Annotated in this window: 15 protein-coding genes; 7 read left to right on the forward strand and 8 right to left on the reverse strand. The window is 59.4% G+C overall.

All coding sequences use genetic code 11. From position 1 onward, the window contains the following. Window positions 1-14 precede the first annotated feature (14 nt). The 4 genes from Q1A91_RS01765 to Q1A91_RS01780 all read right to left on the reverse strand — a co-directional run bounded on the left by Q1A91_RS01765 (window position 15) and on the right by Q1A91_RS01780 (window position 4345). On the reverse strand, window positions 15-659 hold the full coding sequence (locus tag Q1A91_RS01765; RefSeq protein WP_299871959.1) for a TetR/AcrR family transcriptional regulator: 645 nt from the start codon (window positions 657-659) through the stop codon (window positions 15-17). Window positions 660-732: 73 nt separating this feature from the next. Beyond that, window positions 733-2616 carry a TRAP transporter fused permease subunit gene (locus tag Q1A91_RS01770; protein ID WP_299871962.1) on the reverse strand — a complete coding sequence of 628 codons (1884 nt, stop codon included), beginning with the start codon at window positions 2614-2616 and terminating at the stop codon, window positions 733-735. 14 nt (window positions 2617-2630) lie between these two features. Next, window positions 2631-3575 (reverse strand): TAXI family TRAP transporter solute-binding subunit, encoded by a 945-nt coding sequence (locus Q1A91_RS01775; RefSeq protein ID WP_299871965.1) that lies wholly within the window; start codon window positions 3573-3575, stop codon window positions 2631-2633. A 23-nt stretch (window positions 3576-3598) separates the two neighbouring features. Then, window positions 3599-4345: an arylmalonate decarboxylase gene (locus Q1A91_RS01780; RefSeq protein WP_299871967.1), complete on the reverse strand. Its 747-nt coding sequence runs from the start codon at window positions 4343-4345 to the stop codon at window positions 3599-3601. Between the two features lie 158 nt (window positions 4346-4503). Here Q1A91_RS01780 and Q1A91_RS01785 point away from each other — a divergent pair, with 158 nt between their 5' ends. Further along, window positions 4504-5361, forward strand: a complete 858-nt coding sequence (locus Q1A91_RS01785) for an isocitrate lyase/PEP mutase family protein (RefSeq protein ID WP_299871970.1) — start codon at window positions 4504-4506, stop codon at window positions 5359-5361. Window positions 5362-5364: 3 nt separating this feature from the next. Here Q1A91_RS01785 and Q1A91_RS01790 read toward each other — a convergent pair whose 3' ends face one another. Together Q1A91_RS01790 and Q1A91_RS01795 are read right to left on the reverse strand one after the other, a co-directional pair. Then, the gene (locus Q1A91_RS01790) at window positions 5365-6108 is read right to left on the reverse strand and encodes a GntR family transcriptional regulator (protein ID WP_299871978.1); all 744 of its coding nucleotides are present in this window, start codon (window positions 6106-6108) and stop codon (window positions 5365-5367) included. 15 nt (window positions 6109-6123) lie between these two features. Beyond that, a complete protein-coding gene (locus tag Q1A91_RS01795) occupies window positions 6124-7320 on the reverse strand; it encodes an FAD-dependent monooxygenase (RefSeq protein WP_299871981.1) in 1197 nt (398 codons plus the stop codon). 148 nt (window positions 7321-7468) lie between these two features. Here Q1A91_RS01795 and Q1A91_RS01800 point away from each other — a divergent pair, with 148 nt between their 5' ends. Then, on the forward strand, window positions 7469-8272 hold the full coding sequence (locus Q1A91_RS01800) for an SDR family NAD(P)-dependent oxidoreductase (protein ID WP_299871985.1): 804 nt from the start codon (window positions 7469-7471) through the stop codon (window positions 8270-8272). On the opposite strand, the gene Q1A91_RS01805 is transcribed toward Q1A91_RS01800, so the two are convergent. Then, window positions 8265-8906 (reverse strand): isochorismatase family protein, encoded by a 642-nt coding sequence (locus Q1A91_RS01805; RefSeq protein WP_299871988.1) that lies wholly within the window; start codon window positions 8904-8906, stop codon window positions 8265-8267. The two genes, Q1A91_RS01800 and Q1A91_RS01805, sit on opposite strands and share 8 nt — an antisense overlap. Window positions 8907-9029: 123 nt before the next feature. Between Q1A91_RS01805 and Q1A91_RS01810 the strand changes: the two genes are divergently transcribed. The 5 genes from Q1A91_RS01810 (at window position 9030) to Q1A91_RS01830 (ending at window position 14922) form a co-directional block, all read left to right on the forward strand. Next, window positions 9030-9266 carry a hypothetical protein gene (locus Q1A91_RS01810; RefSeq protein WP_299871991.1) on the forward strand — a complete coding sequence of 79 codons (237 nt, stop codon included), beginning with the start codon at window positions 9030-9032 and terminating at the stop codon, window positions 9264-9266. 425 nt (window positions 9267-9691) lie between these two features. Further along, window positions 9692-11692 (forward strand): hypothetical protein, encoded by a 2001-nt coding sequence (locus Q1A91_RS01815; protein WP_299871994.1) that lies wholly within the window; start codon window positions 9692-9694, stop codon window positions 11690-11692. Between the two features lie 17 nt (window positions 11693-11709). Further along, the gene (locus Q1A91_RS01820; RefSeq protein WP_299871997.1) at window positions 11710-12471 is read left to right on the forward strand and encodes a SapC family protein; all 762 of its coding nucleotides are present in this window, start codon (window positions 11710-11712) and stop codon (window positions 12469-12471) included. Next, on the forward strand, window positions 12471-13265 hold the full coding sequence (locus Q1A91_RS01825; RefSeq protein WP_299872000.1) for an efflux RND transporter periplasmic adaptor subunit: 795 nt from the start codon (window positions 12471-12473) through the stop codon (window positions 13263-13265). The genes Q1A91_RS01820 and Q1A91_RS01825 overlap by 1 nt, the downstream gene beginning before the upstream one ends. A 1-nt stretch (window position 13266) precedes the next feature. Next, on the forward strand, window positions 13267-14922 hold the full coding sequence (locus Q1A91_RS01830; RefSeq protein WP_299872002.1) for an HlyD family efflux transporter periplasmic adaptor subunit: 1656 nt from the start codon (window positions 13267-13269) through the stop codon (window positions 14920-14922). A 10-nt stretch (window positions 14923-14932) separates the two neighbouring features. On the opposite strand, the gene Q1A91_RS01835 is transcribed toward Q1A91_RS01830, so the two are convergent. Then, complete coding sequence (locus Q1A91_RS01835; protein ID WP_299872004.1) at window positions 14933-26920, reverse strand: isopeptide-forming domain-containing fimbrial protein; 11988 nt, start codon at window positions 26918-26920, stop codon at window positions 14933-14935. Between the last annotated feature and the right edge of the window lie 45 nt (window positions 26921-26965).

The raw sequence follows: 26965 nt of genomic DNA on the forward strand, positions 1-26965 counted from the left end.
CCCAGGTGTTTGGTTCAATTTTCTCGATCTGCCAAAGCAGCGATCCCGCCGCTGGCAAAGGTGACAAGGCCGTCCAGCACGTCCTCGATGCTCCTTTGCCCCTCTTCCCCCATCAGCCGTTCAATCCGCCCATCGCGGCTGATCACAGCCACCAGCGCACCTAGCGCCAGCGAATAGGCATGCGCCGCCGTCTTACGGCTCATCTTTGGCTTGATCCGCTGAAGGGCATCGATAAACCGCTGCGCGGTCGGGTCGTAATAGGCTTTGACAAGAAGCCGCTCCCTCTCCCGCCCCACAATCAATCCCCCGAAGATGCGGGTGTAGGCTTGATCACCCCCCGCTGGCCCAAGCGGGGGCCGGAACAGCGCATCAAGGATCTGCGCCAAGGCATCCGCAGCGTTCAGATCGACGCTGTCCAGCAAGGCCGCCCGTTCGTCATTGATGACCTTTGAACGCCGTTTCACAACTTCGGTATAAAGCTGATCCTTGCTGCCGAAATGGTAGTGCAAAAGCGCCTGACTGACGTCTGCACGGCGCGAGATGGCTTTCATCCCCGCGCCATCGAAACCACGCTCCGCAAACTCTAGCTCAGCAGCGATTGTAATGCGCTCCACGGTCGAAAGACCGTCTTTCGTCAGGACTTCAGCTTCAACTCCCATGTGGTGACCATATCCTGACTGATCGGTCAGTCAAGCGCTCAGTTGCAGTTAGCGCCCCTCACACCTCTGCGCCCTAGGCGATGCTGCGTCGGGTCAACGCGATGAACATCAGGGCAATCGCCAGCCCAACGGCGTTCAGCCAAACAGCACCTGCAAAAGCCTCCCAAGGGCACAAGACAGCGATCCCACACCCCGCGGCAATCACGCGTTCAGGCGCCGACAAATCACGCCCGATAAATCCGACAATCCCCCCGGTGACCGCATAGACGCCAATCAGCGCCTTGATCCCGGTGACCGCGATCAACCACAACGCGCCATCAAACAGCAACGCCGGAGAGGCTGCGAAAAAGAACGGGATCAAATAGGCAGGCCACCCGATGCGCACCGCTTCGACCGCCGTTGCCATCGGCGGTGCCTTGGCCATGTTGGACGCCACGAAGGCCGCAATCGCAACAGGCGGGGTCAGCATCGACAGCATGCCGAAGTAGAGCACAAAGAGATGTGCCGCCATCGGTTGCAAACCCAGCTCCACCAAGGGCGGCGCAGCAAGGGATGCCAGCAGCAGATACACCCCGACCGTCGGCAACCCCATTCCCATCACAATACAGACCAACGCGGTCACAAGCAGCAACAACAGCAAGCTCGACTGGCCCAACTGCACCAGGAAAAACCCCATCCCGAAGGACAGGCCAGAGCGTGCGACCAGTCCGATGATCATCCCGGCGATGGCACAGATCAGGATGATCTCCACCGCAGCCTTGCCAGCAGATACCAGAACACCAATCAGCACCTTGGGACTGACGCGGCGGCCATCATAGGTCTGGATCATCGACAACCCCAGAAGCACCAAAACCGCAACCAGAGCGGCCGTCTCAGGGCGCAGATTGAAACTGAACAGGCCGACGAGCAGGACCACGAAGGGAGCAAAGACAAACCAACCTTTGCGCATCACACGAGCCATCGGAGGGATGCGCGCTTCCTCAACCCGCGCGATGTTCAGGCGGCCCGCTTCAAGATCCGCGAACATGAACAGACTGAAGTAATACAGGATCGACGGGATCAGCGCGGCCAACATCACGTCGATGTAGCTTGCTTGCAAATTCTCAGCCAACAGGAAGGCCGCCGCCCCCATGATGGGCGGCATCAACTGCCCACCCGTTGAAGCCGCAGCCTCAATCGCGCCCGCGGTCTTGGACCGGTAGCCGCCGTCTTTCATCATCGGGATGGTGATGGCACCAGTGGAGGCCACATTGGACACAGCGCTACCCGACACCGACCCAAAAAACGCAGAACCAAGGATCGCGATTTTGCCCGCCCCGCCCCGCTTGCGGCCTGCAAGCGCCAGTGACAGATCCGAAAAGAACGCCGACCCGCCCGTCGCCAGCAGAAGCTGTGACAGGATCAGAAACGGCACCACAACCGCCACCGCAATCGACAATGCCGCCCCAGCGAGCGAAGCGCTGTCCAACATCAGAAACGTCAGCAACCGATCCGGTGCAATGGACCGACTTTGCAGCGGTCCTGAGAAATTCGATGAAAAGAGCGCGTAGAGACACACGGTGCCAAGAATAACAATCAGGCTCCACCCCATCGTGCGCCGCACGGCATCCAGCAGCAGCACAAACCCGATCACGGAGATGATCAGCGCCTCCGTCGGATGGTAAAACACATTCTCCGATAGCGTCGGAAAGCGCAGGGCGAGCCATGCGCCAAAGCCGATGGAGGCAGCCGCAGCAAAGCGCGTCCACCACCGCGGTCCACTGGGGCTGATGATGAAGGCAACCGCCATGGCAAAGGCCAAAGCGGCGATCAGAACCTGTTCGGAATAGACACGCCAGCCCAACCACAACGGCGCGCCAGAGGACCAGAGCACCGCCGTCAGCGTGATCAGCGCCGCAAGGATCCCCGTGATGGAGATCCTTGCGCGCAGAGGGGTTTGCGTGCTCTGCTCAGCCACGGTTATGCGTCCGGTTACTCAGCCCAGACGCCCATCTCTTTGTAGAACTTGATGGCACCGGGGTGATAGGTCAGGCCGACCTGCTTGCCCATGGCTTCCTTGGCGAAGCCATTCCAGAAAGGACCACCCGCAAGCAGATCCGCTTCCTTTTCCCACAGCGCTTTGACGGCGTTGTAGACCATCTCCTCGGACACATCCGCGCCCGCAAAGAACGTGTAGTCAAAGACATTCACGTTTGTCGGCGCGTCAATGCCCGGCACACTGCCTGCTGGCATTTCCTGCAAGTAGTTCTGAGGAAGGTAGGTGCGCATCCGCTCCAGCGCTTCGGGGCTGTCGTCAAAGGACAGATAGCGAATACCGAAGGAGGCGTCATATTCGCGGCTGTTGCCCGCTCCCACGACGACAATCGCCACATCCGCTGACCCTTCGGCAAAGCTTGACCACATGCGCGGGAAGTTCGGCACGGCGACGCCGTCCACTTCGTCAAGGCTCATGTCAGCATTCGCAAAATACCCACGGGTAACATAGTCCCCCAGCGCCCTGTCCGCGAAAACCGGGACGCGCTTGCCCTTGAGGTCTTCGAGGCTTTTGATGTCGCTGTCCTTGCGCACGATATAGGCGCTGCGGAAGGGCATGAGCGTGGCGACCATTTGCAGGTTCTCGTTTGGACGCCCTTCGGACATGCCCGTGCCGTTCACCGCGTAGGTCAGCTGCACCACGTTGGCGATGCCAAACTCAATCTCCCCGGCGTTGACCAGCGGGATGTAATCAGCGGTATTGGCCAGTTCCTGCGGCCGCATTTGCATATCGCCCACCTCGGAAATCGCCGCAGCCAGCGTCCGGCCAATCTGGCTCGTACCACCACGCGCGGTTGATCCAAGCGCGGCAAGTTCAGCCGCAACAGCAGTCGCGCCCAGCGTAAGAGACAGGGTCAGACCCATCAGATGCTTCATTTTCATGTGTTGTAACTCCCTATTTTTATTTAGTGTTTTTCGAACAATGGGCCGTGGCCCGAAAACTGATCCTTGATCCCCATGGCCCGCATCGCATGCCAGTAGGTCGCGGCGTTGATCGCGATGAAGGGTTTGCCGTACTCCGCTTCCAGCTCCGTACACAGGCTGCACATGCTCAGGTTCGTGCCGACCTGCACAAAGGCATCGACATCATCGCCATCCATCTCTGCCACATGGGCGCGCAACGTATCCTCCTGCACCTGCGCAATCGCGACCGGGCTGGGGCATTTCAGCCCACGAAAGCGGACCACGTCGAACCCACAGTCCTGAAAGAACAGCGTCACGTTCTTGTCCGAGATCGGAAAGTAAGGAGAGATCACCGCAATGCGCTTGGCCCCTGTCAGGTTCAACGCCGCTTCACAGGCAAACGACCCGGCAGAGACCTCTAGCCCACAGTGATCCGACAATTCCTGCATCCGCTTTTCCGATGGCCCGCGCCCATCCCAGAACATCAGGGCCGACATGCCCATGATCAGATAGTCAGGTTCAGACGTGCTGCACCGATCCACCGCATCATAGAGCGTGGCGCCAATCGCCTCGACCAGCGCCACGAATTCCTCGTCGTTGCCGACTTTCATATTCGGCACATAGATGCGACCGAAGTGATTGGTCACGCCGGGCACGCGAAAATCGTCCATGTCAGGCTGCACAATGGTGTTGGTTGAGGGGGCAACAACGGCGAATTTGCATCGCCAGCCGCGTGCGTCTTTGGACATCGCTTCGCCTCCCCTTCCCGCATTCTCTCTCAATTTAGATATCGCATTTTTCGATCCGTCAAGAATTTGTCTGGACAAATTATTGACCTGCCACCGGATCACGCTCTATTCAAATGAGAAATTCCGGCCCCGCGCCGCACATGATTTGGGAGAGAGAAATGGCCGATCCGAAACTGAAACAGATGATCGAAGCCGGGGAATTCATCTCTGCGCCGGGCGTGTTCGACATGATCTCCACCCTTGTTGCAGACCGGATGGGGTTTCCCGCCCTCTATGTCACAGGCTACGGCATTGCGGCCTCACACATGGGGCTGCCGGATGCAGGCATTATGACCTACACAGACATGGAAACGCGGGTGCGGCGCATTGTTGAAGGGTCAGATACACCCGTGATCGCGGATGCGGATACCGGTTATGGGGGGCTTCTCAATGTCCGCCACACTGTTCGGGGATATGAGGCGGCAGGTGTGACAGCGATCCAGATCGAGGATCAGGAATACCCCAAGAAATGCGGCCACACACCCGGCAGACGGGTTGTGCCGCTGGAAGACATGGTCTCCAAGATTAAAGTGGCGAGCGACAGCCGCGCCAGTTCGGATTTCCTGATCATCGCCCGCACTGACAGCCGCACCAGCCTTGGGCTGGACGAAGCGCTGCGCCGGGGCGAAGCCTTTGAGAAGGCCGGTGCCGATGTCGTATTCATCGAAGCGCCCGAAACCGTGGAAGAGATGCAGGCAATCAACGACCGCATCGGCAAGCCGACCCTTGCCAACATGGTATCGGGAGGACGCACACCAATTCTGCCCTCGGCGGAACTGGCCAAGCTGGGCTTTGCCATCGGCATTCACCCGGCCCTTGGTTTTCTCGCCGTGGGTCAAGCCTTGAAAGACGCCTATGGCGCTTTGGCCGACACTGGCGATGTCTCCGCGACCAACCTCGAAGACTTTGGCGAATTCAGCAAGCTGATGGGCTTCGAAGACGTCTGGGCGTTCGACAGGAAATGGGCCGAAGTCTGAGACTTATTCCCGCTCCAGCATGATGCGGGTGCGGTGAATGTAGCGATCCCCGCCGTGATGCCAGTTGAACGACGCGATCAACAACCCGGATTTGCTTGCATAGCGCCTGAGAATGCGCAGCACTGGCGCCCCCTCGGCAACGCCCAGGGCGTCAGCCACGTGATAGGGCGCAGGCAGCGCCTGTGTTTCCTGATCCACCCGTTCGATCTCTTCCCCCGCGGCTCTGGCCAATCCGGCATAGATCGGCCCAGCACTGTCAGCCAATCCCGGCGCGATTGCCTTGAAACGCAGCGGCACGTAGCTTTCCACCATGGCAAGAGGTGCGGCTTCGGGCGTGCGCCGCAAACTGCGCAGCAAGACCCAGGTCTCCCCCTCGCTCTGCCCTATGCGTCCGGCGACATCTGCGCACAGGATCGTCTCTTCAACTTTGAGTACTTCGAGATCTGTTTCCGCCGCGTACTGCGACAGGTCAGAGACCGAGCGATAGTTCTGCACAAAAACGCCCGACGGTGTGTCGCGCAGCACCCGACTGCCCGCGCCTTGGGTTCTTGAGACCATACCTTCCGTCTGCAAACGCCGCAGCGCTTCGCGCACGGTGAACCGCGAGACATTGAAACGCGCGCACAACCGCGCTTCGCTCGGCAACAGCGTGCCCACCGCAAAGACACCCGAGCCGATGTCCGCGCGCAGGGCTTCGAAAATCTCAACGTAGCGCGGCGTCTTGGCAGAACGCTTAAGGTCTTCCATCTCAGATCCTTTGCGTCAGGACACATCCTCCAGATCGCGAAGGGACTGGATCATGGACGAGCGCAAGACATAGGCCAGATGTTTGTCCCTGTCATCCACCGTTGCGCGCAAGTCATCGTGATAGGCGCGGCGCTTCTCCGGATCGGTTTCATTCAAGACCGCGCGGTTGCGCAGCGCCTGCGCCTGCACCGTTTCAATGGCAACCTTGCGCCGCTGGCGTTCATAGCGCCCCATGAGATCAATCGGCGCGCCCCGCCAGACCTGCGCCAGTTTCTCAGACAGGTTGACCGCATCGTGGATGCCACCGTTCATACCCATCCCCCCCAATGGGTTGTTCAGATGCGCCGCATCCCCCGCAAGGAATATGCGCCCGTGGACATAATGCTCCGCGACCCGCTCGTGCACACGGTAGGCGGTTTTATGAGCGATCTCATAGGGTTCACCGGGCAACAGCGCCTGCATGCGCGCCTCGATCCGGGCCGGATCAAGGATCGACTCATCGCTCAGGTTGGGGTCAGTCGGGAACAACACACGCCACAGGGTTGGTGTGCGCAGCAGCACCAGCCACTCTTCGGGATCAGAAATGTAGCTGATGTCCGCAAGCCCCTCTATTGCCAGATCGTACCGGAAAGGGGTAGAGAGAGAGAGGAAGATTTCCGGGATCGTCAGGCCGGGAAAGGCGACGCCCGTGGATTTGCGTACGGTTGAGCGGGCACCGTCTGCGCCGATCAGATAGGGCGTGCGAAAGGTCTCCACCTCCCCGGTTTTTCGCCGCGCTGTGACGGTGACCGCATCGGCATCCTGCGTCACCTCCTCGACCACAATATCGGTAATAAGCTCTGCGTCAGCCTCCGCTTCCAGCCGCGCGCGGGCGGCTTCAGTCAACTTCCATTGCTCCGCCTGAAGGCGGTAGGGGTGCGCTGTTTCATTGGCCAGCAACCCCAGATCAAAAGTAGCAACTTCTCCTTCCTTGCGGTCGCGGAACTGCCACAGCGGACATTTGATCCCACGCGCGATCAACCCGTCAGCGAGGCCGAGGCGGTCAAGAAAATCGACGGTCGGTGGATGGAACGTCGAGGCCCGTAGGTCCACTGCCAAATCCGCAGAAGCTTCGAGCACCGTGACCGGAATGCCTTCTTCGATCAAGGACACCGCAGCGACCAGCCCAACCGGCCCTGCCCCTGCAATCAATACACGTTTCTCAATGCTCATCCCTGCCCCCTCTTGCGCTGCGCGCTCTAACGGTAAATGCGAAGGGGGCAGCGTCAAGAAAAATTTGTCTGGACAAATCTGCCTCGGCATTCAGGTTAAGGCGCAAGGAAAGGTTTGCCTGATGGATCAACGGCAGGAAAGAAATGCTATGAATCACCCCTCTGTGAATGGTCGCGTTGTGCTGATCACTGGCGGGTCACGGGGACTGGGCCGTGAAATGGCACTGGCCCTCGCAGGCGCCGGGGCGCGGGTGGTCATCACCGGGGCGGGCCCGTCGGACGCCTTGTCGGCCACATGCCGTGATCTGGGAAACGACGCGGTGAGTATCGCGGCAGACGTGACGTCGCCCGCTGCTGCTGCTGAAGCGGTGGCGACTGCGGTGAGGTCCTTTGGGCGGCTTGACGTCTTGATTAACAACGCAGGTCTTGGCATGCGGATGATCTCGGAGACCTTCAACACCACACCGACCAAGTTCTGGGAAGCCGACAGCAACGCCTGGCGCGACATCGTCAACGCCAACATCAACGGCCCTTTCCACATGGCGCGTGCCGCAGTGCCGCAAATGCTGGCACAAGGGTTTGGCAAGATCATCAACATCTCGACTTCATACCAGACGATGGTGCGCACAGGCTATGCGCCCTACGGCCCAAGCAAAGCCTTTCTGGAAGCCGCAAGCCGGGTCTGGGCCGCCGATCTGGCGGGCACCGGTGTCGATGTGAACGTCCTGTTGCCCGGAGGCGCCACCGACACTGATCTGTTGCCCCCGGCACCTGACAAGAAAGGCGCGGACGGCAATCTGTTGCCCCCGGACATTATGCGTGCGCCTGCCCTTTGGCTGGCCTCGGACGCCTCCAACGGCATCACCGGCGCGCGCTATATCGCGCGTCTGTGGCAGGACGAGGATCCCGATGCCGCGCGGGATGATCGCGGCGAAAAGCCAAGGATCATGTAGCAGCACAGGACTGAAAATACGCCACCGCATCCTTGGTCGAGATCAAGTCGGCGTATTTTGCACTCATATCAAACAGGTTCGCCTCGTGCGGTCCCGCCGCGCGGTCCCCGCAGGCTTCCTCCGCGATCAACGTCACAAAACCGGATGAGATGCTGTCGATGCAGGTCGCCCGCACGCAACCCGACGTGGTCAGCCCGCCAATCACCAGCGTGTCTATCTTGTGAAACTGCAACGTCGCCGCCAATGATGTGCCAAAAAACGCGCTGGGGTATTGCTTGGTGATCATCAGGTCACCGGGCTCGACGGTTAACCCCTCCACCAGTTTCTGCGTGTCGCGCCCCGCATCGAAGCACGACAGCGCCGGGACCTTGGCATAGAACGCCCCGCCATCACTGCCTCCGGGTTGATACTTCACTTCCGTGAAGATCACCGGCACCCCCGCGGTCCGCGCGCCTTGCGCCAAGGCAATCGCATGATCCCGCGCAGCGACACAGCCCTCACCGCCATAAAGCGGGGCATCCGGGTCAAAATAGGCCTGCGCGAAATCCACCAGCACCAAAGCGGGGCGTGCGCCATGGGTCTGCTTGGCGTGATAGCCTGCCTTGTCGTAATTCTGCGCGAGTGTTTCGGTCATTTTGGCATCCCCTTTTCCCACCTAAACTGTGGCCCTTTCGGCCCTGTTGTCCAGAATGTTCCGACTGTGCACCTGCGGTTTCTGATGATAGCCTTGATCAGTAAAGGCAAATGGCAGAGCGAAATGGCCCATAAAAACAAAGTCATGCAGTCGATCAACGCACCTGATGGCACCACATGTGTTGATCTGTTCCGTCGGCCGGACGGCAGCTACGGATTTGACCATTTCCGCCGCGATCCCGAAGATCCACGCGGCTGGTACAGCATTGGCCACCACGCAGGCAACGTCTATGCCAGTCAGGCGGAGGCCCACGCAGAGGCGCTACAAAGGGTCCCGTGGCTTGCCAACGTCAGCGCCTGATTTCGGCCCGAAACAACACTACGGCAGCTTAGGCCCAAGACCCCTTAATCTCGTACCGCTGGCGTCAAAACCGCAAAAGTTCAATGGTTTGAGGCATGCAACGACGAACGGGTTCATTGCAAATGGCTCACGCCATTGAAATGAAGCGGTTTTGTCGTCCTTTCCTTGCCCGGCAACACATGCAGGGCATGTGTGAGAGGGGATTTGACGGAATTTCCCCGTAAGCTGCCTTACATCCGATTGAAATTCAACAAGAGTTCCCGCGCGCACGTGCCTTGTCACGAGAAAAATCTGTCAAACCAGCGGTGCGAGATTAAGGGGTCCTGGGCCTAGGACAAACCTTGCCACTCCAGGCGCTCTCACATTCCATCCTGGCCCCTTTGGGTGTAGCCTGCATCAACGCCACTTCTAGATGATCGCGCTCAATGCAGAACAATGACGTCACCATAGATGGCTATCGGGAGCTCAAGGTGCCCGCCTTTGTGACAATCACCGATGTCACGCCCCACGCCGGGGCAGAGCCGGAGTATGTCATCTGCAATGAAGCCACCGGCAAGTTCTTTCTCGCCAACCGGGTGACGGTGGAATTTTTTACCGCTCTGAAGGACACCCAGCAGGTTGCCGCAGCCCTTGTGCAGGTGGGCATGCCGCCCACGCAGGTCGGCCCGCTGCTGAAGAAACTGTTTGAGAACGGGTTGATCACCAATCCCGGAGAAACCCACGTGTCGGACGCCGCACCGGTGGCACCGCTGGAAAACAAGCTGGTGACCGTTCGTTGGGACATACTCGACATTCAACGCCTGACCCACAGGCTGCGGGGCCTTGGCCGCTTTGCCTATTCCCCTCTCGGGTATGCCATCTGGGGCGTGCTTATGTTGGGCATGGCGTTCGAACTCCTCAGCAACCGGGACAAGGTTGCGCTGACGATGGCGCAGGTGTTGGAAGCCAGTTGGCAGCAATGGGCAATCTTTGCTGCGTTTTTTGTCGGGCTGAAAATTGTGCACGAACTGGGCCATGCACTGGCCTACAGGCAGATGTGCATTCAGGAAGGGGTGGAACCCGGACCAATCCGTGTGGGCATCTGCATCTTTGCGATGTCCCCCTTCCCGTTCACGGATGTGACCGGCGCATGGCGCCTGAAATCCACAGGTCGCCGGGTGATGATTGGTGCCGGGGGTATCTATTTCGAAACCTGGGCCATGGCCGCCCTGACTTTCATCTGGGCAGAGACACAGACCGGCCTTGTGCAAACTGTGATCCTGCAGGTTGTGATTGTCGCCGGTGCGCTGGCACTGCTGTTCAATCTGAACCCGGCGATCAAGCTGGATGGATATTTCATGCTGACCGATTACCTGCGTCGCCCCAACCTTGCGGCGCGCGCAGCGATGGCGGCGCGCAGCACGGCCGCCCGCTTGCTGGGTGCGGACCTGCCCCGCCAGCGCAGATCGGAACTGATCTATTGGCTTATGTCCTATGCCTACCGCTGGACGATCTTTACGGGTATCTTCTGGATCTTCTACCAGATCGACCCGCGCATTGCCCCGGTTGCTGCCGCTGTTGTTCTGATAACGCTTGTGGTGCGGCCTTTGATCAACACCGCGCGTTTTGTGCGCAAGTCCGGTGCAAGACCGCTCAAAACACTGCTGGCGGGCGGTGCGATTGCAACGATTGTGGCTGCACTGTTTATCCCTTTGCCCGGCAGGATGCTGATGCAGGGGCAGATGATGCTGTATGACACCCGTTTTGCCGAAGCGACCGAAGCAGGACAACTGCTGCATGACAGTGCCGGATGGCGGCTGGAAAACCCGGAGCTTGATCAGCGCATCGCCCATACCAACCTGCAAGGGCTGATGTTAGAAAATCTCAAGCGCGCCAGCTTTGCTTCCGCGCAGGAACAGGCACGTCTGGCTTCTGAAATCGACGCCAATACGGATGCCAAAGCCCAGTTGGAAGCGCGCCGCGCGAAGTTGGCATTGTTCACAGACGGTGCCGCCACTTCTGACATCTGGACCCCGATGCAGGCGCGCTGGCTTGGCGGGTCATGGGTCCGACCGGCGGCCAATGATAGGCTTGGCGCAATCTCAACCGCTGCGCCGCCACATCTGCTGTTCCGGCTCGATCAATCGCGCCTCCGGCGTGACATGATGATTGCGCAAGGCACGCAAATTCAGGTGCGCGCGGTGATCCGCCCGGCATGCAGCTTTCCTGCACAAATCAGGGGTGAACTGACTTCTCTCATCGCCCGGAATGGCCTAATATATCTCAAGGCTGACGTGCCAGACCGGGAGGCAACCTGCGCGTTCGACCTGACCCACGGCAGCGCTCTTGTCGGGCGCCTTGAAATGCCACGCTCCTCGCTCGCAGCACGTGCCTGGTTAAGCGTCGCGCGGGCCCTGCAAGATCGACTACCCCTTGAGCAGCAGTAACAAAAAAGAAGAGTATCATGGTCAAAAGACGCGCCGTTTCAAAAGCCGATAAGGAGCTTCAGCCAGATCGTTTGCCAATGCTCTACAAGACATTGGTGCCCCTGACAGCAGAGCGGCAAAGCGGGACCTACCTGTCTCCTGAACGCGACTACGCTTTTGCCAATATGGTCAACGCGATCCCCGTCACCACGGACGAATTCGCCCCGGCCATGCGCAACTACCCCATTGTTCTGGCCGGAGGAGATGTGCCAACGCCCGTTGCTCTGGTCGGGTTTGAAACCGGGCGAAACGATCATGTGGATGCTGACGGACACTGGGCCAAGGGGGCCTATATCCCGGCCTACCTGCGGCGCTATCCTTTCGCATACGTCAGGGAATCCAACACCTCTGATCGCAATATCCTCTGTGCGGACCTGTCCTCCGTCATTTTCGATACGAAAGGGGCACCAGACCGCGCGCTGTTTGAGGAGGACGGACAACCCGGAACGTTGCTCAAGAACGTGATGGATTTCTGCAACCGCTATGACATCGCCACCCAACGCACGCGGCTCGCGATGGAGGAAGCAATCAAATTTGATCTGATCGAAGACTCGACCGTCACAGTTTCGCGCGGCGAAAAGACCCTCAAGGTGGACGGGTTCCGGGTCATCTCTGAGGAAAAACTGCGTGCCTTGCCGGATGATGTGCTGGCAGGTCTGGCGCGCCGTGGTGTGCTGAACATCTATGCGGCGCACCACCTGTCGCTGACCAACTTCTCATCGTTTGGATCTGCCCTGTGATGCGGGTGTTGGGATGGGTGATACTGGCCCATCTGGGGTGGTCTACGGCCACCCTTGCACAAAATGTCTCCGCCATTCTGGAACCGGTTCAGGTGATTGAGCTGAAACCCTCCGTGCCTGGCCGACTGGCGATGCTGGATGTTGCCGAAGGCGATGGTCTGGCGAAGGGCGCAGTGCTGGCTGCAATGGATGCCCGCGTGCAGGAAGCGCGGGTTGCATTGGCCAAGATCGCCGCAGCTGCTGCGGGTCCGACAGATCGTGCAGATATTGTCGTCGAACAGGCGACAGAGCTATTGGCGCGCATCACCAAGGCGCGTGCGCGCGGGGCAGCACAGCCGTGGGAAGTGCGGCAAGCCGAACAGGCCCTTTCGCTGGCCCGCGCTGACGCCCAGATCGCAGCAGAAACCGCAACCCGACTGGGCGCACAACTGGCTCTGGAAGAGGCAACGCTGTCCGAATTCATCATGCAGGCACCGTTCAACGGCACCGTTTTGCAGATCATCGCAGAACCCGGCGCAATCGTTGATACCGATGAGACGATACTTGAGTTTGGCAACCTCGCCCGGCTCAGCGCCACGGCCTTTCTGCCTGTGGACTGGGCGCAAAGCCTGAAGGTCGGGGACAGGGTCTCCGCCAATCTGGCAGGCGCTGAGCAGTCCAGTCTGGAACTGACCGTCGCCGCTGTTGATCCGCGTATTGATCCCGCCAGCCGCAGCGTCCGTGTCCGTCTTGAGATGGACAATCCGGACCGTCGGATCTTTGCCGGCACCACCATTGAGCTTCGGCGTCGCTGACATGGCCGAAGACGAGTCCCCCACATCTGCTCCTCCGCCGCAGACGCAAACCCGCGATTTGAATGATGCAATCGCCGCGTGCTTTTCCCCGTATCTTTCCGCCCCCCCCTTCCCCCAGCGTCTGGTGGAATTGGTTGCTGCCCTGACGACTTCTCGCAGCGTCTCCCTCTGGTCCCGCCCGCGCGGGGAGGAGGACGCAGCCCTGTTTGCCAGCATCGGAAACGCGCCCGCGTTTGAAACCCTCAGCAAAGCCCTGACCGCAGAGCCGCCCACAGCCCCCCCAACAGACATCCCCCGCGCGCGGTTTGCGGACGGGTTGCTGATCGCAGACATCGCCATGCCAGACAGCAGTACCGCGATATTGGCGCTCACCCTGCCCTCCGGCGGGCCCGGTGCGCAAAGCGTGGCCTATGAACGCGTCACCACCCTTTCGCATCTCTCCTTCGCCCAGTTCCGCAATCCGGACATGGTGGAACAGGCTGCACTGACACGGGACATTAACAAGATTGCAAGCGGGGACGCCGCGCGGCTTCAGCCGATGGTCGACAGGCTTGCGCGGATATCCGGCGCTGACTATGCGGCAGCCGGGATATGGCGCGGCGGCGATTTGAAGGACCTCACGATCTCCGGTCAGGACAAGTTTACCAAACGCGCGCTGCTCCCTGACAAGCTAAGGGGGCAGTTGCAGGAAACAGCACGGCAATCGCTTTCTGCTCGGGCGCGCAGCTTCGCGGCCATTCCCGGTCGGGAAGACGGGCTGGCGCTGTTGCTGGAAAAACCAACGCGCGCGCCTGCCCTGTTGCCGCTGACCGCCGCCCTGTTTGCGCAAGCCGACCATGGACAAGCCCCGCGCAGATCGTTGGCGAAACTGAACCGCTATGCCGCTTTCGCCTTGGCGGTAGTTGGCATCGGGCTGATCCCCATCCCAGATGGCGTCCGGATCAATGCAACAACCGAAGCGGTCAACAAGCGGATCGTCACGGCCCCCTTCACCACCGTTATTCAGCGCATCGACGTCGAAGAAGGTGTCCCCCTGCGCGCAGGCCAGACCATCGTGATCCTTGACACGCAAGAGATCGATATTGAGCTGACCGGCCTCCGCTCTGAACGCGCAGCGGCTGTCATTGAACAGGAGACCGCGCGGCTGAACGCCAACGCCGCATCCCTGCGGAACGCAGAGCTTGCGGTTGCGCAGTTCAACTCCCGCATTGACCTTCTTGAAGCACGCAAAGCCAGCGCCAAAATCACGGCGCAGATTGATGGCATCTCTGTTCTGGGCGATCTGAAGCAACGCATTGGGACCACCGTGCGCCAGGGCGATCCCCTGTTGGAGATTTCCGACCCCGCCGACGTTGCTCTGACGCTGACCATTCTGGAAGCTGACATCGGCAAGGTGGGAGCAGGAGACGCAGGTCAGTTTCGCCCGGACTTCGATCCAACGGTCACCTATGCCGCGACGGTTGCGTCAGTCTCGCCCGCAATTGATGTGACGGCTGACGTCCCCAGCGCGACAGCCAAGGCGACGTTCAATGCAGACATCGACGGGCTGCGGCCCGGCCTGACCGGACTGCTGCTGGTTGGCGACACCCGGCGACCCATCTGGCAAGTGCTCTATAACAACTTGCGCGACTGGATTTTACTGCGCGTCTGGCTGTGATCAACGCCAATCACTGCTGACCCGGCACCGCTGTCTGTCCGCTGAGGAATTCGTAGTTGAAGCGATTCAGGCTCACCCCCAAAGGATCCGAGGTGCTGTTATACATGTCCTCAACCGTGCGGAACGCGATATCATCAAAGATGTCACCGACCTTCAGGATGTCCTGCTTGCCGTAAATCTCACCCACATGGGCCGATGCGAAATAGGTCCGCGTGTTGTGCAGACCAGCCTCGTCCGGCAAGGTGGACGGGCGATCCACTGTCACACCAAGCGTGTAAGCCTCGTCAATCAACTGGGAACCAACAGTCAGCGCACGGGTCTCATTCACCAGCCGGAACGAGTCCTGCGTATAGCTGTCCAGCAATTGAACCGGCGCATCAAAGAGCACGGAGCTTTCGAACTCATCGTGGAAATCATCCTCCAGATCATGCAGTTCCACCCGTGGGAAAATCGCGATCCAATGCCCGCCAGTGTCCGCGACGATGTTGCGCACATAGTCGAGTGACCCGTCCTGCCGGTAGAGGTTGATGGTCACGTTCGATCCCGGCTCTGCCGTGCCGGTGAAGATCGGGTCGATCAACAGAATGGGCAGGAACTGCGCATCATCAATGCCGTCAATCGCCTTGGTCTGACGCCCCTCTTCTTCTTCGGGCAAGGGCTGTGGTACGATGGTTGCCGTGTCGTCATCATCATAGCTGCGGCCATTGGGATCGTTTGCGACAGGTGTCGAGCCGCCGTCAATGGAGGCCGTATTTGAAACCGGCATCAACACATCCGTGAGGAAGCCGACAGTGACCTCCAGATCAATTGTCAGGCTCTGACCCGGTTCCAGCACGGGGATGGTGACGATCAACGTGTCGGACCCGTTCACAGAGGTCGGCGACACCGACCCGAGCGTCGGATCGGACAGGATCGTGTTGCCGGTCAGCGTCAACTGGAACGGCAACGTGTCGGAGACCACGGTGTTGAAAGCGGGCGACGTGGCAGTGGCATCATTGGTGACCACAAGCGTGTAGATAAACGTCTCCCCCAGCAGAGGATCCGTCTCACTTGTGGACTTCTCAACGCTGATACTTGGCTCAATCACTTCGATCGTGCCGGTATCAATCACCTGGTCGAGGGCAAGTTCCCCTTCGGGCGTCACAATCAACCCGGCGGTATTGGTCAGCTGTGTACCCTGCACGTTTGTCGCGATATCATTCACACGCGCAACGACCTCTACTGTGATCGTGTCTTCGGCGGCGGTGATCGTACCGTCAACATAGCTGTTGACCAGATCGTTGAAGGTGATCGTCATCGTCTGACCGGCGTTGGCAATGTCCGTCGTGCCAACCGTGATCTCACTGCCGACGTTGGTGACATTGGCACTCACAAACGTCAGCCCGTCAGGCAGAACATCCGTCAACACCGCTGTATCCATCGCGATCTCCGGCAGGGTCAGAACCAGTTCATAGGTGATCTCTTCCCCGATGGCTGCCCCCAGAATGCCATCGCCATCCCCATCCTCAGGCGTTTCGCCAAAGCCGGTTGAGACGGGCTCTTTCGTCAGGGTCGGCCCGGTGGTGATCACGTGATCATCGGTCACCGTCGGATAGTCCACACCAACCGGATTGCCCCCTTCGTCAAGCGGATCGCCCGGAACGCTGTCATAATCGACGCTGGCGGTATTCACGAAGGAATCCACAGGCGCAGCCGTTGCAGAAAGCGTCGCGACATAGGTGATTTCCAGCACCTCATCCAAGGCCAGCACATCGAACGTGACGTCAAATCCGGTGCCCGTTATGCTCACCGAGCTGGGCGTCGCGGCAACCCCGTCAATGGTGTAGGACAGGGAGCCGGTGTCTAAGGTAAACGCGGCGGGCAAGACATCGCCAATCGCAAGATCAAATGCAGGACCGCCGCCTGCGGGGTCGCCATCATTCGTAATCCTCAGCACAAATGTCGCTGGATCACCGGGATCAACGGCCAGTGGACCTGACTTTTCCAACTCCAGCAAGGGTTCAACCACGGTGACCTCTGCCGTATCCGTCACCGGCGCAAAGGGATCGTCACCAACCGGATCGACGTTGAGCGTGGCTGTATTGGCCAGGTCGTCCCCTGCCCCGGTGCCGCCATCGCTTAGCACGCGCGCGACAACGTCGAAGATCAGCACGTCATCCGCTCCGATGGAACCGTCGGAGGCGTTGGTCATCGCCCCGAAGTCGAACGTGATCTCATTAGGGTTTGTACCGTCCGGCGTCACTATGACCGTGCCTGCCGCGCCAGTGCCATTCACATCAATCACCGTGGCAGAGACAAACGCCACCTCGTCCGGCAGCACATCGGTCAAGGTAACACCCTCCAGCGCAATCTCAGGCAAGGTCAGCGCATAGCGGTACGTGACCTCTTCACCAACGGTCAGTTCGAAGGGAGAGGAGCCCAGTTCACTATCCGTTTCCGTGAACTGAGAAGTGAACGCCGTCTTCTCAAGACCGGGAGAGGTCACAACGACATGGTCGTCACTGTCGGACCCCGTGCGCCCAACAGGGTTGCCCCCCGCGTCGACGGGGTCACCCGGCGCACTGTCGAAATTCACGGTGGCGGTATTGTCCAGCGTACTGGCCGCAGGGGCGGTCGCGGAGATGGTGGCAGAAAAGTCAACGCGGATCACGTCGCCCGGCGCAATCTCGTCCAGCGTCAGTTCAAAACCGCCCGTCTGACCTGTCGCAGGCGTCGTCACCGTTGGCTGTACCCCCAGAGATACGCCATTGAGGAAGACTTCAGCGGAACCGGGCACATAGGTCAGGTTCGGGTTGGCAAGTGCATCCGCAATCAACACATCAAACGCGGTGCTGTTGCCCGTGTTCACAACCTCAATTGCGTATGCAACAGGTTGGCCAAGGTCACCTGCAACTTCACCCGTCTTTGTCAGTTCCAGTGCCGGTTCAACAATCTCAACCGTTTCGGCCGCCGTGATCTCGGCCAGCGGCGCATCCGGCCCAATGGGATCAATGATCAACCCGGCGGTGTTGGTCAGCTGGCTATTGGGCATGGTGCCGCTGTTGGCGGGAATGTCTTCTACCCGCGCAACCACCTGAACGATGATCGCATCATTTGCCCGTGTTCCGGTTCCATCCGTATCGCTGTTCAGCACATCATCCAGCGTGATGGTCAGCAACTGCCCCGCTTCAACAAAAGACGCCCCAGCATTGATGGTCGCAAGATCCGTGCCCCCGCCAACCGTGACCGAACCGCCAAGCCCCACAACCTCGGCCGAGACGAAGGTCAGGCCAGTTGGCAAAGTGTCCGTCAGGGTCACCGCGTCCATCGCGATTTCAGGCAGGGTCAGCACCAACTCATAAGTCACTTCTTCACCGATTTGCAGGTCGCGGATCATATCGCCATCCGCGTCCTCCGGTGTCTGGGCAAAACTGGAGGACAGGGTCGTTTTCTCAAGCGTTGGAATGGTCGCCACGGTGAAGGAGGCATCAACCGGGGTGTAGGTTTCCTCAACCGGGTTGCCGTCTGCATCCAACGGGTCACCCGGGGCGCTGTCATAGTCCGCTGTCACCGTGTTGGTGAAGGTTTCAAGCGGATCCGCAGAGGGGGAAAGCGTGCCGTCATAGGTGATCACAAACACATCCTGCGGGTCCATCACATCGATGTTCAGCGTGAAAGACGCCGCAGAGAAAGTCAGTTCACCCGAACCCGGTGCATAGGCCGACCCGTTTCGCGTCACGTTGATGGTCGATCCGTCAAGCGTCATGCCCGTTGGCAGGGTATCGGTGATTTCAATGTCATATGCCGGTCCTGTGGCATCAGGTGCGATACCCGGACCGACGTTCTGGACATTGATGGTGAACACGCCGCTTTCTCCGGGGCTCAGCGCCACGGGGCCGGCCTTGGCGATCTCAAGCTCAGGCTCGACCACCCGCACGTCCGCATCCGCTTCCGCAGCAGACAGAGGGCTTCCGCCCACCGGCACAACCGCCAGACTTGCGGCATTTGACAAGTTGTCCCCGGCATTCGGCACACCGTCATTCGTCACCCGCGCCACGACTTCGATCGTGATGACATCATCGGCACCAATTGTTGGCGGCGCGGTATCTTCCAGATTTCGGATCCCCCCGAAATCAAGCAGGAAGTTCTGTGGCGTCACTTCCGTCAACGTGGGATCAGTCAGCGCGTTGTTGGACAGATCAGACATGTCTGACCCGAACGACACCACATTGAAGCTGACAAATTCCAGACCGGGCGCCAGCGCGTCCTCAAACACGACGCTGGACATGTCGATCTCTGGCAGGAAAAGCTCGTAGGTATAGGTGACCTCTTCCCCAATGTTGAGATCAAAGGGCGTATCGCCAAACGTGCTTGGTGTTTCAGAAAAGCTTGATGTCGTGGGGGTCTTTGTCAGGAACGGCACTGTCGCAACCGACGTATCATCATCGGCGGTGTAGTCCCGGTCATCCACGGGGTTGCCGTTTTCATCCAAGGGATCACCCGGCAGACTGTCATAGGCGACAGTGGCCGTGTTGAGGAACGTCTCCGCCTCGGGCGCATTCGCGTCCAGCAGGGCGGTATAGGTCACATCAAGTGTCACGCCGACCGGAACAGGAATCGGATCCCCGGTAACATTGTCATCCAGTTCAAAGGAGAACCCGTCGCCTGTCTCAACAACATCCACCGAAGCGGTGATATCCACGCCGTCCAGCACGATCACAACCGAACCGGAGACAAGCGACAGCTCAGGGCTGTCAAAACTGTCCGCGACGATCACATCAAAGGCAGGCGCGGTCCCGTCATTGGTTACACTCACCGCGTAATCAACCGGGTCACCGGGGTTTACGGCGATATCACCCGACTTGGTAACAGTCAGATTTGGCTCAACGATTTCGACGGTTTCGCTTGCTGTGGCTTGCGTCAGTGCGGGTTCCCCCTGCGGGGTGACGATCAAGCCTGCGGTGTTGGTCAGTTGCGTATTCGGCAAAGCCCCCACATTGGCCGGATCATCGTCTACGCGCGCGACGATCTGGACCGTTACCGTATCCTGCCCCGGATCAATGGTCCCATCGACATAAGTGTTGATCACATCCGCAAGTGTCAGGGTCAGATCCTGCCCCACCACCGACAATGTCGCACCTGCGTTGATCACGGCAAGGTCGGTTTCACCGCCCACCGTGATCTCGCTGCCGATGCCTGTCACCTCTGCCGCGACAAAACTCAGCCCCGCAGGCAAGCTGTCGCTGAGCACAACCCTGTCCATCGGGATTTCCGGCAAGGTCAGCGTGAGCTCATATGTGACGGTTTCACCGATGGTGAGGTCTTGAACCGCGTCGCCATCCGCGTTTTCCGGCGTCTCAGATGTGCCGGAGGCAATCGCCGTCTTCTCCAACGTCGGTACGGTTGAGATGATGTGGCTGTCCTCAACGGGGGTGTAATCCTCCGCCACAGGGCGCCCACCTGCATCGACAAGATCGTCCGGTGCGCTGAAATAATCCGCGCTCGCGGTATTCTCAAAGGTGGTCAGCGGCCCTTCACCGGTATCCAGCGATGCCTGATAGGTCACCACAATGCTCTCCCCCACCTCAAGGAGCGCAAACTCCGCAAGGAAAGTGCTGGCATTGGCGCTAAAGCTCTCCGGCGTCAGTGTGCCGCCGCTGCCATCGGCAAACGTAAAAGAGCCGGGGTCAAGCGTCAGCCCTGCGGGCATTGTGTCTGCAATGTCCAGATCATAGGCAGGCCCTTCGGCGCCGGAGACACCGGCATTGGTGATCACAACCGTGAATATGCCCGGCGCCCCACCGGGATTGAGCGCAAGCGGTCCTGTCTTGTCGATGGTCAGTTCCGGCTCCACCACGCGCACATCCGCAGTGGTGGTCTGCGTGCCGAAGGGCGTCCCACTGACCGGGTCAACATCAAGCGACACGGTATTGGTCAGCATGTCCCCAGCAACCAGTCCGCCATCCGTGACGCGGGCAACGACCTCGAACACCAACACATCATCGGGGCCAATGGTGCCGTCAACGGCGTTGTTCATCCCACCGAAATCAAGCTCAATCTCGTTGGGGTTCACGCCATCCGGCGTCACAACGACCGTCCCCGCTGCTCCGGTACCGTTGACGGCAACGACATTGGCCGACACGAATTCAAGCCCCGCAGGCAACACGTCAGTGGCGATCACACTGTCCAGATCAATCTCCGGCAGGGTGATCTCATAGCGGAACGTGACCTCCTCACCGATGGCCAGGTCAAACGGGGCAGAGCCCAGTTCGCTATCGGTCTCAGCGAATTGCGAGGTGAAAGGTGTTTTGCTGATCCGCGGAACGGTTGCCAGATTATGCGTATCGCTGTCGATATCGTCCCGGCCCAAGGGTGCGCCATCTGCGTCAACAGGCTCCCCTTCGACGCTGTCAAAGACAACCGTCGCCATGTTTGTGAACGTCTCCGACGGAGGCGCGGTTGGGGAAACCTGCACATCGAAGTCCACCCGGATCACATCGCCCGGCAGAAAGGTGAGATCCTGCACCTGAAATCCCGTCGGCACCGGTGCCGCAGCTTCAATGATCGTCGGTTGTGGAACAAGCGACACACCGTTCAGGAACACCTCTGCCGTGCCGTTTTGATACAGCAGGTTGGTGTTGGCGAATGTGTCCGTAACGTCAGCATCATAGGCAGGACCATCCCCCGTGTTGGTCACGGTGATGCTGTAGGGCACAATCTCCCCCAGATCGCCACCGACGGGGCCGGTTTTGACCAGCTCCAGTTCTGGCTCCACCACATTGATCGTTTCAGTTGCTGTTGCAGGGTCCTGAAGCGCTGTGCCGGTTCCTGGATCGGTCACAACCAGCGTCGCCGTGTTCGTCAATGCCGCCCCTTGCGTCGCGGCGGCAACATCAGCGACAATCGACGTGACCCGCACCACGATTGTCGTGTCTGTTGCAGCGGCATCGTCCGACCCGTCGACCGCAATGGTGCCAAAGTCAAAGGTCACACTGTCCCGCGAGCCGCTGATCGTGATGGCCGGGTCCGCGTCGGTGTCATTGGCCGAAAGCCTTGTGGAGGTGTCATTCACATCGTCGCCAATCGACACCACCGTCGCGGATTGCGCCAGCAAACCCGGCGGCAGGCTGTCCGTGAGCACGATGTCTGCCGTGCCCTGCGGCACGGTCAAGATCAGCTCATAGGTGACCTCTTCGCCCACGTTAAGCTCGGCCGGATCACTGCCTGCGGCATCTGGCGTGTTCGTGTCACTGCTGGACAGGTAATTTTTGGCAACCGTCGCATCCGGTGTTGTCACCACCGCTGTATCGCTGGGGCCGGTGTAAACGCGCTCTTCCTCCGCGCCGCCTGCCGGTGTGATGGCATCCCCTGCCGGATTGGAATCGTAGCGCGCAACCTCTGCTGTGTTGGTCAGCGCGGTTGAGAACAACGCCGTGTCCTGCACAACCGCGTCATAGGTCACAATGGCCACATGCCCGGCAGGCAAATCCGGCACGATCACTTCCAGCGCGCCTGCCCCGTCGAAACTGAACGTCGGCGCGTCGACAGGCGTGAACACATTGCCGGATGCGTCTTGCAAAACGATTGAAACCGCGCCGCCTGCAACAACATCCGCTCCAACAACATCATCGGTCATCCGCATGTCATAGGCGGGTCCGCTGCCTTCGTTCTCAATGGTAAGCGTATAGCTGACCGGATCGCCCGCATCGGCATCGGCGGGCGTTACCGTCTTGTCGAGCGTGATGTCCGGCTCCACCACCGTGACCGTCTCATCATCGGTGACCGTAGTGGTTCCTCCGTCGCCGTTTGTATCAGACACCGCACCGATGTTTGTCAGATCGCCGCCGTCTGCGGCCGCTGGCGTATCTGTCACCCGCGCCGTGACCCTGACGACAATCTCGTCTTTGCTGTCGATCACCGTATCGACCGAGTTGGTCAGATCACCAAAGTCAAATGTTGTCACCAAGCCCACATTCGTGCCGGAAGCCCCGACGGCCAGCAAAGAGCCGCCAATGTTATCCGCAGGTCCAGAGCCAGAAGTGACATCACCAATCCGCACAACTTCGGACGAGACATATTCAAACCCAGCAGGCAGCGTGTCGGTCAGGACAACATCACTGATCGTGCCCTCTGGCACAGTGACGGTGAATTCAAACGTTGCAAGCTCCCCAATCCCGAGGTTTGCGCCCGTTGTCTCATCATAGCTGGTGCTGCCGGGCACGAGGCTCTTGTCCAGTTCAAGGTTCCGCGTGACGACTTCTTCGGTATCAGACAGCGCGTATTCGCGATCATCCCCGTCCGCGCCACTGTCATCCTCCGGCGTGGAATCATAGAACAGAGCAGCCGTGTTCGGCAGCGTCAGCCCCGCAGCAACCGTAGGGCTGACCGTCGCTTCATAGCGGACAAGGACCACATCGTTCTGATCCAATCGGTCGATGAAGACCTCAAATGCGTTGGGGTCCCCACCGACATTTGTGCTCAGGTCATAATTCGTCCCATCAAAAGGTTGGGTTATGGTCGTCCCGTTAACCACCAGCGTGATGCTGCTGATATCCAATGTGGTTTCCGGGTGCAGCACGTCGGACAGCGTCAGATCAAAAGCAGGGGCATCCCGGTTGCCGCTCGGATTGGTAATCTCCACTTCATAGCTCAGCACACCACCTGCCGAAGGGGAAGCGGGGCTGACGGTCTTGTCCAACGCAACATTCGGCTCAATCAGACGGACAGCGGCATCGTCCCTGTCCCTGAAACTTTGCATGTCTGCATTTTCAAACTCGACTGACGCCTGATTGCGCATGAAATGATTCGCGCCGCCAACGTCAGCATCCCCTGCCCGCGCGAATACGCGAATTTCGATGAAATCATTTGTCGGATCGTTGTCGGCGGTGTTTTCCAACGTGCCAAAGTCCAGCGACCAGGCATTCCCAACAGCCGTGGTGGTATCGGTCGCGACCAGACCTGTGGAGGCCGTGAAGTTTCCGCCCATCGTTTCAATCTCGGCACTGATGAGCGTCAGACCGCCATTGGTGACACGGTCAGAGATGACGGTGTTGAACATCGTACCCTCAGGCACATCGACGCGAACAAGGAATTCGAGATTTTCACCAACGGCGACTTCGTTACCGCTCCGCCCGGTGATGTCACCATCAAATTGGCGGGCATCCAGAGACTTTTCAATCTCGATGCTTTCGGTGGTTGCGGTTGCGTCATCTTCAATCGGGCTGGTGACCCGATTCACCGGCCCGGCAGGATTAAACGGCTGACCGTTGCCCTCAAAGGCATTGTAGCTGGTGATCCCGGCCGTATTGGTCAGCGTCGCATTGGGGCTGATGGCATCAACCACCTCAAGATCATAGGTGATGACAATGACGTTTTCGCCAGAGGTTTCATCAAACAGGGACGCCGCCCCCTGCAACGGGCCATCGTCCACCAGCAAGATGCCACCGTTGAAGATGTCATCCGGCGTGGCAGCGGTCCCATCGGGTTGGGTGAAGGCAATGACATTGCGTGCCCCATCCGTCACCGACAGGTTCAGCCCCCCCGCAGGGATCGCGAAGCCGTCCGGCAGCGTGTCCTCGACAGTGATGTTGAATGCGCCGTTCGGGGCGGTGCCCTCGTTCTCAAGTACAATGGCAAAGCTGACCGTATCGCCCGCATCGATGTTCTCAATATCCGCATCAACGCCAATGGGCGCGCCGTCCAGCGCGCCGGAACTGACAATCCCGCTAAAGCGCGGCACGGATGTATCCGGCACGCTCACACCGCTCAGCCCGGTTGGGCCACTCAGCGATGTTTCGGGGTCGGTTGAGCTTGACCCGATCACGCCCTTGGTAATGTTCAGGTCCGGCTCCCCGTAGTTGAACAGCGCAATGGCGGTGGAGTTGATTTCCTCACCAAACGTATTGGTTTCAAAGGCGGTTACCTGGTTGGTCAACAACAGGTCCGGCGCAAATATCGCGTCCTCAACCGTTGCGGTGAACAGGATCTGGATAACGGCTTCTGCGGGCGTCGGCTCTGTGAAGGTGCCGAAGTCGAAAACCAGACCGTTGTTTGGGCCATCGGTGGTGATGGTCGGTGTCAGTCCAAGCAGGCTGGTGCTGGTCCCCGCGCCAAAATAGGCAGAGCCTGAAGCAGGCGGCGCAGTGCGGTCCACAGGCACGTCGGTCCAAGCCGTCGCCGGATTGAAATTGCCGACCACATCAAAGACCAGCTGAGGCAGGTTATCCTCAATCCGGAAGTCTTCGAACGCCGCAAGCGGGGCGCGATACTCAATCGCAAACGTGACCGTGTCGCCGGCAGCAATTACCAGATCGGCAGGCGGGGAGATATCACCGTTGAGTGCGAAAACTTCTTTTGATTCAATACCACCGCGGGCAAGGAACACGCCAGAGCTTGCATCATCGGTGACGTTGTTGGGCGTCGTCAGCGAGGGATCACCCCCCTCAGACAGATTGCTGCGGACGTTGCCCGTGACCGTTGCATCGTTTTGCAACCGGTCCCCTTGGGAGATCATGGATTCACCTGTCCCCGTATCTTCAAACGCGCTGAGGATTGTCGCACGGTAGGTGATCTGCACCGTTGTCTGCGTGCCTGACGAGGTACCATCCCCGGCAATATCCCCTGTCAAAAGACCATCAGCAGCACCTGCCGCGATCAACGCATCAGAGATATCCCAGGTCGACCGGGTATTCCCAAGGTTTGGATCATCTTCCACGACAGTCTCATGCGCCGTCAGGCTTGTCGGCGCCCCGGCAGAGCCGACATTGCCGCCCTCTTCGCTCACAAAGAATGCGGCGGATCCTTCCTGATAATCCCAGCCGTCCCCCAGAATATCCTCAACAACCACATCGCCGTACGTGAAGTAGTCGGAAACCTGAATGTTCAGCGTGAATTCATACTCATCCCCCGGTGAGGGCCCCGAAGCGTTGTTGTCCACCACCAGCGCATTGGATTTCTGGATTGCGAGGGTCGAGGCTTCGATGGTGATGTTATCGCTGTCGCTGACGCGGATCTGATCATCGTCCGGGTCAATCGGGGTCCAATCCCCTTCGCCCGTAACGTCGTTCACAACGGGCGCGGGCAAGCCGGTGGTCGCGCTGTTTGTCGGTGTGGCGACATCAGAGGGGTCGTTGGACAGGTAGTAATCAAACACAACCGAGACGGAACCGGACACTTCGTCAAACGCGACAATCAACTGCTCACCCGGCTGGACCTGTGCCCCGACAGTCGGTTGCGTGGCCACAGCACCGCCAACGCCACCATTGATGCTGACGTTCCCGACGAACACCATCTCTGGCGGCAGGTTATCTGTCAGCACAAAGTCTTCCAGCGTCTGCCCTGGCGCGACGTCAACGCTCAGCGTGTATTGATAAACGTAGCTTGGGCCCGTGGCATTTTCATCGGCTGGCGCATTGCTTGTCTTGGAAACCTGCAACAATCGCGGGTCGGTGGTTTCACTGCTGCTTGTCCCGCGTATGGCGGGATCATCCACCGGATTATCCAGCGCATCACACCCCAGCGCAAAACCGCCCAGCACGTCAAACTGCGGCATTGCGCCCAGATCAGCCTCATTGGAGAAATCAATGACCACGTCAATGTCCACCGCCGGATTGCCCGGAGAGAACGATCCGTAAGGCAGCTCAAACACTACAAGCGTGTCGCCTGCATCGCCCCCCATGATAATCAACGGATCGCCCATGGCATCAACGAGAAACGGATGCTCCACCTCTCCGTCTGCGTCAAAGGTCAGGACAGTGGTCTCAATCGGCCCCCCCAGAAAACGCGCACTGTCAAAGGTGGGGCCGTCCCCCTGCTCATCTGCGCCGGAGGTCGGGATGATCAGCTCAACGTAGGGAACATACCCGCTCTCAGTACCTGTATTGTCAAAGGTGATGGTATAGCCGACGTCCTGCTCACCCAGTTCAACGGGCAAATCGGGGCCTGAGATCGTAACTTCGGGATCGGCACCGTCCAAGACGATCCGATCCTCCAATGGCTCCAGCTTGGGCATGACGGTCATAGCTGCACCTCGTTAATGCACCGCCCCATGACGGGCAGCTTCGCG

It is taken from the genome of uncultured Sulfitobacter sp. (genome assembly GCF_947500075.1).
GTDB lineage: Bacteria > Pseudomonadota > Alphaproteobacteria > Rhodobacterales > Rhodobacteraceae > Sulfitobacter.

Excerpts from the sequence above, each read along its gene's own strand:
- Q1A91_RS01765 (WP_299871959.1), bottom strand. The coding sequence starts at position 659 with ATGGGAGTTGAAGCTGAAGTCCTGACGAAAGACGGTCTTTCGACCGTG.
- Q1A91_RS01775 (WP_299871965.1), bottom strand. The coding sequence starts at position 3,575 with ATGAAAATGAAGCATCTGATGGGTCTGACCCTGTCTCTTACGCTGGGC.
- Q1A91_RS01780 (WP_299871967.1), bottom strand. The coding sequence starts at position 4,345 with ATGTCCAAAGACGCACGCGGCTGGCGATGCAAATTCGCCGTTGTTGCC.
- Q1A91_RS01785 (WP_299871970.1), top strand. The coding sequence starts at position 4,504 with ATGGCCGATCCGAAACTGAAACAGATGATCGAAGCCGGGGAATTCATC.
- Q1A91_RS01790 (WP_299871978.1), bottom strand. The coding sequence starts at position 6,108 with ATGGAAGACCTTAAGCGTTCTGCCAAGACGCCGCGCTACGTTGAGATT.
- Q1A91_RS01795 (WP_299871981.1), bottom strand. The coding sequence starts at position 7,320 with ATGAGCATTGAGAAACGTGTATTGATTGCAGGGGCAGGGCCGGTTGGG.
- Q1A91_RS01800 (WP_299871985.1), top strand. The coding sequence starts at position 7,469 with ATGAATCACCCCTCTGTGAATGGTCGCGTTGTGCTGATCACTGGCGGG.
- Q1A91_RS01805 (WP_299871988.1), bottom strand. The coding sequence starts at position 8,906 with ATGACCGAAACACTCGCGCAGAATTACGACAAGGCAGGCTATCACGCC.
- Q1A91_RS01810 (WP_299871991.1), top strand. The coding sequence starts at position 9,030 with ATGGCCCATAAAAACAAAGTCATGCAGTCGATCAACGCACCTGATGGC.
- Q1A91_RS01815 (WP_299871994.1), top strand. The coding sequence starts at position 9,692 with ATGCAGAACAATGACGTCACCATAGATGGCTATCGGGAGCTCAAGGTG.
- Q1A91_RS01820 (WP_299871997.1), top strand. The coding sequence starts at position 11,710 with ATGGTCAAAAGACGCGCCGTTTCAAAAGCCGATAAGGAGCTTCAGCCA.
- Q1A91_RS01825 (WP_299872000.1), top strand. The coding sequence starts at position 12,471 with ATGCGGGTGTTGGGATGGGTGATACTGGCCCATCTGGGGTGGTCTACG.
- Q1A91_RS01830 (WP_299872002.1), top strand. The coding sequence starts at position 13,267 with ATGGCCGAAGACGAGTCCCCCACATCTGCTCCTCCGCCGCAGACGCAA.
- Q1A91_RS01835 (WP_299872004.1), bottom strand. The coding sequence starts at position 26,920 with ATGACCGTCATGCCCAAGCTGGAGCCATTGGAGGATCGGATCGTCTTG.